Here is a 13546-nt window from a genome sequence, read left to right as displayed (position 1 = left end):
AAATTTCATTTTATTCAAGAGGTTGTAGGCATTCATTGCAGAGTAAACTCTTTCGAATCTTTTTTTTCTTAACTAATTTCTTACAATGAGGACATCTTACTGCGTCACCAAATGATTTATGAGAATAAGAAGATGAAAGATTTAGATTGGCTTTGTTTCTTTTGCTTGGGTAAGTGATTATATCTCGATTAGATGTTGTTCTTTTTTGTTGCTCGTCTTCAGAAGAAACTTCACTATAGGAACGCCTTTTCCATAGGTCTCCACGCATTGCTGCGGCTCTTTTTTCTCGTTCTATCTTATCTTTTTCTATTTTTTGTTTCTCAGCAATAATTTCATCATTGATCTGATTTATCATAAAAACTGGGTCAGAAAAATATATTTTTTTATTAATAAAATCAAAGGATAATTCATCAAAATTAACTAATTGATGTTCCCATGTGTAATCAATAGATAAATTTTTAGTCATGTAAGGCTTACGGTAATAGCATTTCATAATGACTTTTTTGTTTTTTATTGAGAGGTTTCTGGCTTCTTCATCAAATACAAATGCATTTGATTTATTTGCATATGAAATATCAAGTTGCGTGAACTGCTCACAGTCAAATTCTAGAAATATCCACATAATGTATGTATTATTTTCTTTATAAAAATTTTCTCTATCGACTATAACCTGAATAAAAGTTGTAGATACTTGCAGTTCAAAAACGATTGATTGCTCTCTATTTTCACTATAAATAGATGTAGTGATATCTGGTCGTCGCCAACGTTTGGCAATTCCATAAGGATTAGTTTCCCTGAACGTCGATTCAACATATACCTTATCAGAAAAAAAAGGATCAAATTTTAATAAATTTGCTAATAATTTTTTATTCTCTTTATGTTTTTTTCCCTCTTTCTGACCGTTGTATTTTAATGCTAATATTTCATCACTAGTGAGATTTGTAGTGGTTTTTACAGGGCAATCCTCTGATTTATTAGTATGAGAAAAAAATATTGTTCTATAAATATTAGCTCTTAAAACAACGGGTTGAAAGCATTCACTGCATAATGCTATAGGGTTTGACGTTCGGTTTTCTTCAAGTTTTCTCCGAAACAGAAAGATAGTTTCCTGATCTGCGTTATCTAAAAATTCATTTGCATCAATATGCCGACTTTCTTCAGTTAAAAAGACTGATGTCATATTTCTTTTCAAATTACCTCCTTAATAAATGGTAAGTGCATTTCGGTATTGCTTGTCTTAGATTGATTCATCTTTCCATTCATAAGGAACTAAAGCTTTCCCTCTCCATTCTTCTACTAAGTGAACATTATCTAAATCATACCAAACGTCTTCATTGGCATGGTCTAATACAATAATTTGAAATTCTTTTTTAGTAGCGGATATGAACATATCCAATGTGTTAAATACTTTTCTTACGGCTACTATATCTTCATCCTGCCAGTGAGGATCATTACTGTCTATTGCTGATTTTTCTGCTTTTCTAACAGGAAAATATACTTGGCTTGGTTGGTCGTAAATTAACAATCCTGGTACAGGATGGTGCTTTAGTTGTGAAAAAATCCATTGCAATGCGAGAGTGGTTGCAATGTGATAAGCTAACCAGTTTGCTCCGCTGCCAGTTTCCCAAAGGTAGTCATCTCGTCCCCCTCTATTAACTTTTACCGTTAGATCAGGAATAATTAAACTAACCGGGGAGTCAGGCCACTCACCATCTAGATAAGGTAGTATTCTCCCAATATTTCGCTGTACTTTATTCAGGACACTATCGAGTTTTTTTGCTATATCCTTTTCAGAAACAATTTTAAACAATCTTTTTTGTTCTTTCTTTAGCTCTTTAATTTCATTATTTAGTGGAGTTAATGTATCGGTAGTTTGATATAGTCGCATAGCTTCTTCCAAGCGACCAAGAAAGTGTGCTACTAGCTCATTTTGCCTATTGGACCTACCTGCCTGCTCTGAAGCTAATTCTAGTAATTTTATTTCTTCTCGTACGAGTGATAGCTTATGTGTTAATTCACTAAGTTGAGTACGAAGATATAAAGTTTCTTTTCCCAGTGATTGATTAATTTGTGGGTATGAGCGCAAACGCAATTCAATACCTTCTAGAGCTTGGCATAGCTGTTGAATTTTATCAGAACTGTATGTTCCATTTAATGATTCAGTTACATCAGCACTATGGTATTTATCTCTGATCCAGGTAGATAAACTAAGGCGTTCTCTTTTTATATTTAATGCTTTCTTATATAAATCACTACTTTCATTCAATTTTTCAATTTCAATCAGTTGATTACGTAATATATTAAACTCCGTTACTATGTTGGTTTCTCTTTCTCGAAGATTTTTTAATTCGTTGACTATATTTTGTATAGAATCAACAGATGGTTGCGCAAGATTAGGATCTTTTTTTTGAATGGTTTGTAATAATTTAAGTATAGACGACCATTCCAGTGGAATGTTGGTTTCTGTTGGAAGTAACCCATACTCAATAGCTTGAAAGAGCCAAACTCTACCTTCTGATTGCCAAGTATCACTAGAAACTTGACGCATTTTTAATTCAGTTTCTTTACGGTGTAACTTTCGAGTTACCTTATCTAATTCATGCCTTGCCTGTAGAACCAAAGGACTGATAGCACCTAATATATAAGGAAATATTGTTTTTAACTTTTCCCGGTGTTCTGTTGTATCTGCCTTGAAAAATAAAACATCAGGATTAGCTATAATATTCTGAGGCTGGAATAAAAAAGCCATTAAATCACGAAATGCTGGGCGGCTACGAAAATTATCAGTAGTTGAAGCTTCAAAAGCTAAGTTTGATAATCCTGATAAACGATCAAGAACTGTTTTAACATAAGATGCATTTGTGTTTTTCTTGGGAGATTTCTCTGGGATTATAATTTCATCGCCCTCTAGAAAATACATTTCTTTTGTGCTCTGTTGAGTTCCTGGTTCTTTACGAGCTAGTAGCTTAGGCCCTTCTGTAGTTTCAATTAAAATACCAAACCAAGAGCACGACTCTCGAATTACGCCAACAGGGATTGCGCACTTATCAGCACATAAACAGTAATCAATTATTGGTATAACAGCGGATTTGCCTGTTTTTGATGCTCCGCTAATGATGTTTACCTTTCCCAGTTCAAACTCAACAATGCGAGGCTTTTTGTTTTTCTTAGGCCATAGAATTAATTTTTTTATTTGAAAAAACATTAGAAATCCACCATTAATGTTCTCATTATTTGTTGTTCTGATTCTTCAGAAAACCAATATGCTAATTTATCACAACAGGTTTTAAGCTTATTTAAATCATCAGATAGTAAAGGTAAAGAAAGTTTGTTCTTTTTGTTTTGTGCGATTAGGCTAGTTGTTTCTATCTCAATTTTTAATAATCCAGAAAGTTCAGCTATCCCTATAGACTCTAAAGTAAGGGAACGAAGTTGAAAGGCTCTGGTATGAATCGATAGTAATATTTCTCTTTGCTTCCCCAATTTCCCTGCTAATAAATGAATTCCTGATGATTTGTTTGTTGTACAAATTATTTTTACTGTGGATTTATGCAGAATAAGTGGGAGAACCAAAAAGGCTAAGATTATGGACGGTGATTCTTGTTTATATTTTTGGTACTGGAAACAAAAATGCCATATAAAAAAAGCCCCCATGGCACTATTCTGTACTAAAGTAGCATCATTGATCTCAATATTATTATGATTATTTTTCATTATTTATTTTCCCAATGAGCTCAATGTAATCTGGATGCCAGCCTAATTTAAGTTCATCAGCTAAAATATTGAAACCTCCATTCGTGAAGTAATCAGGTATAATGTAATGGTCAAGGGATATATTTTTTGTGGAACAACGGCTGTATATAATTTTACCTTTATCAATGCTAGGGGTATCACTGAAACATACATCTACTTCATCACATGTTGCATCATAATGTCTTATTAATGAATCATGCCAATCATAAATATTTTGCTCAAATATTAACCCATGCTCAGCCCAAATTGTAAGATCAGAGTTTGTCCTTAGAAGGTCACTGATTGCATGTAGTTGTTGACTTTCACGAGAATCAACTAACTGTAGCTGTTTTATAAATACGGGCCTTTGCTGAAGAACTTCCTCAGCATCTGATTTACTAATGTGTGAGTTTAATCTTGGAAGATAACCAGGAATATTATTTTTTTGTACAAATGTTAAAAATTCATTTCTGAATTCTCTAACAGAGATCATAGCATTTCGTTTGTTTCGAATCAGGTTATCTGCTTTTTCTTTTGCCATTCCGATGGCGAATTGGATAGTTAATTCAATTAGATTATCAGGAATTGCTGGTTTTAAGAGCTCACGGATTAAGCCTATAGGCTCTGCTTTATTGATAATAGTCATTTTTGTTGCTATCGCTTCTTGTTCTTGCTGAGTAGCATTGAGAAAACGATTGATATAACTCATACATCTGGGAGGTGACTTCAATTTCTCCAGGCTTTCTTTTAATTTGACAATTAGCGCTGCTGTGTCAATTTGGTTTTTAGCTTCATTAAATAATGTACATATTGTACCAATTTGTTTGAAAGGAGTTACGTAGTAGCGGAAGGTCGCTGCATTGTGGCAAATATCATGCTCTATGAGTATATCGAGCCAGTTAGATACTGTTTTCCAAAAATCTTCCGACCAATCGGTTAAAGGGTTATGCGCTAAGGCGCTTTTCGTTTGCTCTAGTAGTACGTCATTGTTTGCATAGTGTACTGCTACATCATCGTAGTATTCGAGTGAAACACGTGCATCATCAGGAGCACTCAGTAAGTAGTAGCATAACCGAACTGGCTGGAGAGCAAACCCTAAATATTGGCCTGCGGCACTTGATTTTGATTGGGATGTTTTTCCTTCATGCATGTGTACATCCTTGTTTTTATCGAAACGAAAAGCTTATAAATATTAACAATATTGATGACTGAATGAAAATTATGCAAGTGGTATTACATACAGTATCTATTATTGGGTATCACGTTGTGATGGGAGTTAGTAGTTATCATCATTGATTCTTATCTTCTCTATTGACTAGTACAAAAAGGAATTAATTGTTCAAATTAAAAAACATATTCGATTTGACGTATGTGTTTTTTGGGTATAACTTAAAGAAAAGACTGAAGAGGTACACATGGAACCATTACAGCTGTTTAAAATTTTAGGTGATCAAACAAGGCTCGATATCGTGTTGCTTTTGAAAGCATCTGGTGAGCTATGTGTCTGTGATATCTATACGGCCTTGAATTTATCGCAACCAAAGACTTCTCGACACCTAGCAATGCTAAGAGAATCAGGTCTTTTGCTCGATTCAAAACAGGGTAAATGGGTTCATTATCGATTATCTCCGGCATTACTACCGTGGGTGAAAAGTATCATTGATGTCACCTATGTCACAGAGAAAAATAGAGTTGCAGATTTGCTTAAGAGTCTAGAGACAAAAGAGTCTGCGAGTAGTTGTTCCGCATAAAATTTTTTAAATTAACATATATGAAAAAACATATGTAAGGTTGAGGTATGAAAAAACTAGAAGTCTTTGACCCAGCGTTATGTTGTAGCACTGGTGTTTGTGGAACCGAAGTCGATCAAGCATTGGTAGACTTCGCAACAGATGTGGATTGGTTAAAAAAACAAGGGGCAAGTATAAGGCGTTTTAATTTAGCGCAAGAGCCTATGGAGTTCGTTAACAATACAAAAGCAAAAATATTTTTGGAAACCGCAGGTGCCGAGTCACTTCCACTATTGATTCTGGATGGTGAGATTGTGCTGACTGGTCGATACCCAAAACGACATGAGTTAGCCAGATGGTTTGGTATTCGCCTGAATATTGAAAAAGCCGAAATAGTTAAATCGTGTTGCGGTAATGACAAAACGTGTTGTTAACAGGAGCAATAAAATGAAATTTTTAGATAACACACCTAATTATTTATTTTTTACTGGAAAAGGTGGTGTGGGTAAAACCTCAATTTCCTGTGCGACAGCAATCAAGCTGGCAGAGGATGGAAAAAAAGTCCTGCTAGTGAGTACAGATCCTGCATCTAACGTCGGACAGGTATTTTCTCAATCAATAGGAAATCAGATTAAGCCAATAACATTGGTTCCAAATCTATTTGCAATTGAAATAGACCCTCAAGCCGCAGCCGAAGAATATCGAAACAAAATTATTAATCCAATCAAAGAAAGTTTACCTGAAGCGGTAATTCAAAGTATTACGGAACAACTATCAGGTGCCTGTACAACAGAGATTGCAGCTTTCGATGAATTTACTGGGTTGTTAACCAATACCGAAATTACAGAGCAATTTGACCATATCATTTTTGATACCGCACCAACGGGGCATACCATCCGTTTATTACAACTCCCGAGTGCGTGGAGTGATTTTATTAGTGACAATCCTGATGGTGCGTCATGTCTAGGGCCAATGTCTGGCCTTGATAAACAACGTGAGCAGTACAGCATGGCGGTGAAAGCGTTGAGTGATAAATCACTAACAAGGCTAGTCTTGGTTGCACGACCTCAGTTTGCCGCATTGAGGGAAGTCTCAAGAACCTATAGCGAGTTGTCATCTCTGGGTATCAAAAATCAGCAATTGATTGTCAATGGTGTTTTCCCTGAAACGGCGGTGACTGAAAATGATAAGTTATCCCATGCGCTCTACTCTCGTGAACAAGCGGCATTAGAGTCTATGCCTGAAGCACTACGCTCGTTACCTGTCGATATTCTTTATTTACAAAAGATCAATATGGTGGGTGTCGATGCACTGAAGCAGTTGTTATCTAATGACATGCCACAAATTCCAACTATTACCCCGACAAAACAACCTATTTCTTTACCTACCTTGTCAGAACTGGTTGGCGAAATATCTCAGCAACAGCATGGGCTAATTATGTTAATGGGCAAAGGTGGTGTAGGGAAAACAACGATTGCGGCATCAATCGCAGTTAAATTGGCAGAAAAAGGGCTTGATGTACATCTGACCACATCTGATCCAGCCGCGCATATTGAATCAACCCTCGATGGTGTTTTACCCAACCTTCAAGTTAGCCGAATTGATCCTATCGCTGAAACTGAGCGTTATCGTCATTATGTCTTAGAAACAAAAGGGAAAGGTTTAGATGAAGAGGGGCGTGCATTACTTGAGGAAGATTTACGCTCTCCATGCACAGAAGAAATTGCGGTATTTCAGGCTTTTTCTCGCATCATTAGAGATGCGGGTAAACGTTTTGTCGTCATGGATACTGCGCCGACTGGGCATACATTATTACTTCTGGATGCAACAGGGGCATACCATAAAGAAATTGCTAAAAAAATGGGCGAGAAAGGTCATTATTTAACGCCGATGATGCAATTACAAGATCCTGAACGCACCAAAGTTATTATTACGACACTCGCTGAAACTACGCCTGTGCTTGAGGCGGAGAACTTGCAAAATGATTTAATACGGGCAGATATACATCCGTGGGCGTGGGTAATCAATAACAGTCTATCTATCACAGAAACAACATCACCATTGTTACTTTCAAGAGCTGAACAGGAAGTCGCTCAGATTAAAAAAGTGACATCAACATTGGCAAAACGTGTTGCTATTGTTCCTTTGCTTGAAACAGAGCCTGTGGGGATATCTGCATTAAGTCAGCTTGCAGAGTAAGTTTTATTTTCTAAAAATAAAAGGTGCGGAAAAGCACCTTTTAAATGAGGTTGTTATGTTTATTGCCGCATTGATTTTTATTTTAACGATCACCTTTGTTATTTGGCAACCCAAAGGACTGGGTATTGGCTGGAGTGCCACAGTAGGGGCTGTATTGGCACTGATCTTTGGTGTGATCAGTTTTCAAGATATTCCGATTGTTTGGAACATTGTTTGGAATGCCACGGCGACATTTGTTGCCGTAATTATCATTAGCCTACTTTTAGATGAAAGTGGTTTCTTTGAATGGGCTGCATTACATGTTGCCAAATGGGGTGGGGGTAAAGGAAAACTGTTATTCAGTTATATCGTGTTACTTGGTGCAACGGTTGCGGCCTTGTTTGCCAATGATGGCGCAGCATTGATATTAACGCCGATTGTGATTGCGATGTTATTGGCACTTGGTTTCAACAAAGGCACGACATTAGCATTTGTCATGGCAGCGGGTTTTATTGCAGATACAGCGAGCTTACCGCTGATTGTTTCGAACCTCGTGAATATCGTTTCTGCGGACTTCTTTAATATTGGATTTACTGAATATGCATCGATTATGGTGCCTGTGGATATCGCTGCAATTATTGCAACACTCGTGATGCTGCATTGGTTTTTCCGCAAAGATATTCCTAAACAATATGATGTTACCAAACTGAGTGAACCGACTTTAGCCATTAAGGATATGACAACGTTTAGAGCAGGTTGGCTGGTATTGGTGTTGTTGCTCATCGGTTTTTTTGTCTTAGAACCATTAGGTATTCCTGTTAGCGCTATTGCAGCAATTGGCGCTTTAACTCTTTGGGTGATAGCAGCCAGAGGCCATACGATTAATACCCAAAAAGTGTTACGTGGTGCACCGTGGCAAATCGTCATTTTCTCTTTAGGTATGTACTTGGTGGTTTATGGTTTAAGAAATGCAGGGTTAACCGATTATCTTTCTGAAACGCTCAATTACCTTGCCAATAAAGGGTTATGGGTAGCAACTCTGGGTACTGGGTTTATTACCGCATTTTTATCATCAATTATGAACAATATGCCAACGGTATTAATTGGTGCTTTATCCATTGAAGGAAGTGAAGCGACAGAGTTAATTCAGCAAGCGATGGTGTATGCCAATGTGATTGGTGCCGATTTAGGTCCAAAAATCACACCAATAGGTAGCTTGGCGACATTGTTGTGGCTGCATGTTTTATCGCAAAAAAACATGACCATTACATGGGGATATTATTTCAAAACCGGGATTATCATGACTATCCCTGTGCTCATTGTCACACTCGTTGCTTTAGTACTTCGACTTTCACTGTTAAATTAAAGGTAACCCCATGAATGAGATCACTATCTACCATAACCCCAATTGTGGCACTTCGCGTAATACCCTTGCCATGATCCGCAATAGTGGTGTTGAGCCAACGATTATTTATTACCTAGAAACACCTCCGACTAAGGATGTGCTAGTGCAACTTATCGCCGATATGAAAATCACAGTCAGCGAATTACTCCGCAAAAATGTTGAGCCCTATGAGCAATTAAATTTAGAAAATAACCTTTATTCCGATGAGCAATTGATCGATTTTATGTTGCAGTACCCAATACTGATCAATAGGCCGATTGTTGTCACGCCGCTAGGCGTAAAGTTGTGTCGGCCATCAGAGGTCGTATTAGATATATTGCCTAATCAGCAACAAAGTGAATTTATCAAGGAAGATGGTCAAATAGTGATTGGTAGTACACGATGTAAAAATGCAAATGAAGAGGCCAGTTAAGTACAAACCCTAAGAAAGTGAATGGGATTGAGTGTTGTTGGCAACTTCAACACTCTGTATGTGTTTATGCTGTTAACTAAATAAAATATGTTGTTGTGAATAATACATAATCATTCATTATTATCTCCAGTCCCTGGTTCTCCATCTGCTTGCCAATGATCCTCTCCACCAGCTGGTAACTATTCTTGATATAGGGATGAAGCATTCCGTGAGCGACAGTAAGTTTGGTAAGTCCATTCAGTCAGAGTTGGTAAAGGCGTAGCAATGTCTCATAAAGAGCATGATACTTTCTCATTGTTGAGTTTTCAGTGTGACTTAAATGTTGGTGTTACTAACGCAGAATAGGGGAGTGATGTGATGGTTAGACTCTGGATTCGGCAATACGTGCTTGTAACCAATTTTCAACTTCGCTCTTTAACCAACGAGAACTACGCCCCAGTTTTATCGGCTTTGGAAACTCCCCATCTTGGATCAATTTATAAAACCATTTATCTGTTAGTCCGGTTAAGCGGGTTATAAATTTCATATCAACGAATTGGTCATCTAATAAGGGAATCGCTTGAGTGCTCATTATTGAACTCCTGTCTTTAAAGTTAAAAGGCAGAAGGGATATCGATGAATATTTAGGGATATCTCTCTTCCAAAAGATATCCCCCTCATGTTTTTTATTGGTAGATTAACGGCTGCACCCAAAAGAACGCTCGCCATCACCATAATATTTTGTATGCTCTTTGGCTAAGTAACGACAACGCTGGTTTAATTTGAATATCGTACTTTCATTGTGGGTTTCATTATTATCTAGCCAAGTAACGGCGTTCTCCGGGATATGAACTAAATAACGCTTATCAGGATGGTTTACACCAATAGCACTACACCATGCTTGTTGTACTAATGCATAGAGCGTCCCTTTGGTTTTAATAAAATCACCTAGGTTCCAATAAACATCTTTATTTAATAGCAAAAGTACATGGTAGTGTTTTTTGTTTTTTATCTCACCAAACTCTCTGACCCATACATAAAACAAAGGGCATGAATGGTTACGCTTCCATATTTTATTTTTACGTTTTAGGTCAGCATTTATTTTTGCTTTTAACGATTCAAAAAATCGGGTGATGGCATTGGAGTCACTTAAGTGAAGTATATCCGATGAAGGAAAGCGCAAGTCCACTCGAATAGCAGTAACTCGATTATAGGTTAAGAGTGATTTACGGATGGTGTGGTTTATCTTTTGAATGTAATGCTCGTTGTAGGTGTTTCTAGACATGATTGATACCTTTGGTTGGTTTTATTTTCATATCTAGAATGGATGTTGTTAAAAATAAGAATTCATCACTTTAGAAAAATGATGAGCATATGAATTAGTGAGTCAGTGACAGGGTAATGATTAATGTTCTAGGTGTAGTTATGGGATAGGTTTTCTTTATTAAGATAATACTATACCAACACGGCTTGGCTCTTCTCTATCTCATCACCGATGACCGCGATAGAGCGCTTTTGAACAAAGGTGAACTGATGCTTTTTCAAGTAGATCAACTCTGATATTAATTTATCTAAAGATTATCCTTCATTCTAACTATAATTTTACTATTATAGTGATATTTAGCACGTAAATCCTGTTTCTCACATGATACAAGGTAACTATAAATGCTACGTAAAATACTACGTTAATTGCTAGGTAAGGATAAAATTTCATGATAAAAATTGACGATGATTACTTAGGTTACAGGCAGATATATGCAATAGAGTTTTATTTGTTAAAAAATAAAATTGTAATAGATCAAAACTTTAATATTGGTCATTTCACTGATAATAGAAAAGGAAAGTCTAATCGTGATCTGTTAGATGAAATAAAATTGTATATGTCAGAAAGAAATACTTTTTTAAATTTTGAAAATTGTTTGGCTTGTTATAAAGAAAATTTAATTGAAATTGGAAAAATAAAATCTTTAAAGAGTGAGCGAATTTTACTTATAGTAATGAACTATTTAATGATATTTTATAATAAAAAACTAAAAGAGAATGAAAGTAATCACCAAATAATGACAATGAGTAGTTATTCTCCATTTGACCTTGATGAGATGATAGGGAGCGATTCTTTATTGAAATATGTAATTTGTTTTATTGACTATATTTGTATTATGGTGAGTAAAAGCAATTTTGAATTTTTGTTTTTGGATTTTTTAAATAAAAGTATGTCATATGTTGATAAATATAAAGATGTATTTTCATTTATTAATAAAACCGATGATTCATTAAATTGGTTGATTAAGAGAATGGTGAAAGAAGATGTGGAGGTTTCTCGCGATATAGCTCTTTTGATAAGGAATGAAAAATGGAAGGTAATTAACTCTTGCTTTGATTACTGGGCAATCACTTCAAATCCTAAACACGTGGATTATTTTCTTTCCAGAACAAGAAAAGCATGGAGTCAAAAGAAATTCCGTGATGGCGTTAAAGGTAAAGAGGTATTGAATACCTATATATCTAAAGAATCAAAGTTAAAATTAAAAAAAATAGCAAAGCTTCATAATAAAAATATTAATGAAATTATTGAAGCTATGATTGATCAAATTGACTTACCAGAGGAACCATTAAAAAAGCTAATATTGACAGCTAAAAAGGCAAATTAAAAAAACTACAGATATATATTATTACCTTGAATGATGATGAATTTATTTTCAAGGAAGCAATATGAACGAATATCCTGAATTAGGAAGGGTTATTTCTGCCTTTCCTGCTTCATTTAAAAATCTGTTTTTCAACCAACTCAATCACCTTATCAACTACTCTCCTACCATCGGCCTGATGGGTAAAACAGGGGCTGGAAAATCCAGCTTAATCAACGCCCTATTCCAATCTGTCCTATCGCCCGTCAGTAATGTCTCTGGCTGTACACGGCAAGCTCAGCGCTTCAGTATGTCGATGAACAACCATACGCTCGCCTTTATAGATTTACCCGGCGTGGGGGAAAGTATCGAACGAGATAAAGAGTACCACCCACTATATCGTAATCTATTACCAGAACTGGATTTAATCATTTGGGTATTGAAAGCGGATGATCGTGCATGGTCTTCCGATGAACAGTGCTATCGCTTTTTCACTGAGCAATGTGGTTATCAACCAAACCGCTTTCTTTTTGTGTTGAACCAAGCCGACAAAATAGAACCCTGCCGCCAGTGGAATGAACTGAGCCACCAGCCATCCCCTGAGCAAGCGGCTAGCTTAGAATTGAAGCAACAAGCCGTGATAACCGCATTTAAGCCGCATCATCCTGTGATGACAGTTTCTGCGGTCGAAAACTATCAACTCACTGAATTAGCAGAGCAATTAATACAGGCGTTACCGGCTAAAGCCAGTAGCGGTGTCACTAGGCAACTGAACAGCACTTACCGGACTCATTCCGTGGAAAATTCAGCACGTAACGATTTTGGGCAATGTGTCAGTGATATCGTCGATACCATAATCGATATTATTCCATTACCCACATTGATAAAACATACGATCAGCACTGTCAAAAACAGCATCGTCTCCGTCGCTAAATCCCTGTGGAGCCTGTTCTTTTAACTTCTTAAATTAACACAACATTGATGACATCAAGCGCCACTACTTAACGGGATTGGCGCTTTTTTATTTCTTTTTATTGGAGTATCAACTTATGAGTAACACAACTGAATCTGCTATCACAATGAAATTAGTCCCTGATGAACAACGCCTTGATTTTTTGTTCAACCATTTTGGTGCAGTCAAAGGCTGGGCTACTTTTGAGATAGTGACCTTCACTACGATGGGGCAGTTTTGTGAGGCCTATAACGGCGGCTATTGGGAATATTGCACCCTCTCCAATGGTGGGGCGTTTATTTATCCGGATATATCAGAAGAGGCACTGACCTTATTCAACATGCATAACGGCAATGAAGCGCAGGTCAGTTGTGAAGCCGCAGGTATTGTCGTGTGCCTGATTTTATACAGCATCTGGTCATTTCAAACCAAAAGTGAATTGATGTGTGACCGCTTTTATCAACTGCGTGACTATGCCCTACAACATTCTGAATCCGCTGCCATTTTCCATTTAATTGATTAATTAGGAGT

General features: G+C 36.6%; 14 protein-coding genes. 8 read left to right on the top strand and 6 right to left on the bottom strand.

All coding sequences use genetic code 11. The annotated features are described in order from the left end of the window. Positions 1-10: 10 nt before the first annotated feature. Genes GTH24_RS14870 through GTH24_RS14855 form a run of 4 tightly spaced genes read right to left on the bottom strand, consistent with a single transcriptional unit; the run spans position 11 to position 4882 of the window. Positions 11-1192 (bottom strand): DUF6035 family protein, encoded by a 1182-nt coding sequence (locus GTH24_RS14870; protein WP_164526603.1) that lies wholly within the window; start codon positions 1190-1192, stop codon positions 11-13. Between the two features lie 45 nt (positions 1193-1237). Then, a complete protein-coding gene (locus tag GTH24_RS14865; protein WP_107678462.1) occupies positions 1238-3205 on the bottom strand; it encodes a DUF3732 domain-containing protein in 1968 nt (655 codons plus the stop codon). Further along, positions 3205-3714 (bottom strand): three component ABC system middle component, encoded by a 510-nt coding sequence (locus tag GTH24_RS14860; protein WP_164526602.1) that lies wholly within the window; start codon positions 3712-3714, stop codon positions 3205-3207. The genes GTH24_RS14865 and GTH24_RS14860 overlap by 1 nt, the downstream gene beginning before the upstream one ends. Next, positions 3704-4882, bottom strand: a complete 1179-nt coding sequence (locus GTH24_RS14855) for an ABC-three component system protein (protein WP_107678460.1) — start codon at positions 4880-4882, stop codon at positions 3704-3706. Before GTH24_RS14855 ends, GTH24_RS14860 begins: the two co-directional genes overlap by 11 nt. 265 nt (positions 4883-5147) lie before the next feature. Between GTH24_RS14855 and GTH24_RS14850 the strand changes: the two genes are divergently transcribed. Genes GTH24_RS14850 through arsC form a run of 5 tightly spaced genes read left to right on the top strand, consistent with a single transcriptional unit; the run spans position 5148 to position 9457 of the window. After that, entirely contained in the window at positions 5148-5483 is a 336-nt protein-coding gene (locus GTH24_RS14850; protein ID WP_164526601.1) for a metalloregulator ArsR/SmtB family transcription factor, read from the top strand. A 47-nt stretch (positions 5484-5530) separates the two neighbouring features. Then, positions 5531-5896, top strand: coding sequence for an arsenite efflux transporter metallochaperone ArsD (arsD, locus tag GTH24_RS14845; protein WP_164526600.1), 366 nt, complete (start codon positions 5531-5533; stop codon positions 5894-5896). A 13-nt stretch (positions 5897-5909) separates the two neighbouring features. Beyond that, complete coding sequence (arsA, locus tag GTH24_RS14840) at positions 5910-7661, top strand: arsenical pump-driving ATPase (protein WP_164526599.1); 1752 nt, start codon at positions 5910-5912, stop codon at positions 7659-7661. 55 nt (positions 7662-7716) lie between these two features. Further along, positions 7717-9006: an arsenic transporter gene (locus tag GTH24_RS14835; protein ID WP_164526598.1), complete on the top strand. Its 1290-nt coding sequence runs from the start codon at positions 7717-7719 to the stop codon at positions 9004-9006. A 10-nt stretch (positions 9007-9016) separates the two neighbouring features. Then, positions 9017-9457, top strand: a complete 441-nt coding sequence (gene arsC / locus GTH24_RS14830; protein ID WP_036968137.1) for a glutaredoxin-dependent arsenate reductase — start codon at positions 9017-9019, stop codon at positions 9455-9457. A gap of 361 nt (positions 9458-9818) precedes the next feature. Here the strand turns inward: arsC and GTH24_RS14825 are convergent, their stop codons facing one another. Together GTH24_RS14825 and GTH24_RS14820 are read right to left on the bottom strand one after the other, a co-directional pair. Further along, positions 9819-10028, bottom strand: coding sequence for a helix-turn-helix transcriptional regulator (locus GTH24_RS14825; protein WP_036968140.1), 210 nt, complete (start codon positions 10026-10028; stop codon positions 9819-9821). A 105-nt stretch (positions 10029-10133) separates the two neighbouring features. Continuing rightward, positions 10134-10721 carry an inovirus Gp2 family protein gene (locus tag GTH24_RS14820; protein WP_164526597.1) on the bottom strand — a complete coding sequence of 196 codons (588 nt, stop codon included), beginning with the start codon at positions 10719-10721 and terminating at the stop codon, positions 10134-10136. A gap of 427 nt (positions 10722-11148) precedes the next feature. On the opposite strand from GTH24_RS14820, the gene GTH24_RS14815 reads away from it, so the two are divergent. The 3 genes from GTH24_RS14815 to GTH24_RS14805 all read left to right on the top strand — a co-directional run bounded on the left by GTH24_RS14815 (position 11149) and on the right by GTH24_RS14805 (position 13538). Then, positions 11149-12087: a hypothetical protein gene (locus GTH24_RS14815; protein ID WP_164526596.1), complete on the top strand. Its 939-nt coding sequence runs from the start codon at positions 11149-11151 to the stop codon at positions 12085-12087. A gap of 61 nt (positions 12088-12148) precedes the next feature. After that, entirely contained in the window at positions 12149-13021 is an 873-nt protein-coding gene (locus tag GTH24_RS14810) for a GTPase family protein (protein ID WP_164526595.1), read from the top strand. Positions 13022-13112: 91 nt separating this feature from the next. Beyond that, positions 13113-13538 (top strand): antirestriction protein, encoded by a 426-nt coding sequence (locus tag GTH24_RS14805; protein WP_164526594.1) that lies wholly within the window; start codon positions 13113-13115, stop codon positions 13536-13538. Positions 13539-13546: the final 8 nt, after the last annotated feature.

This window comes from Proteus vulgaris (genome assembly GCF_011045815.1).
In the GTDB taxonomy this organism is placed as follows: Bacteria; Pseudomonadota; Gammaproteobacteria; order Enterobacterales; family Enterobacteriaceae; genus Proteus; species Proteus vulgaris_B.
Note: the sequence above shows the minus strand (reverse complement) of the source record. Positions and strands in the feature narration are given on the sequence as shown.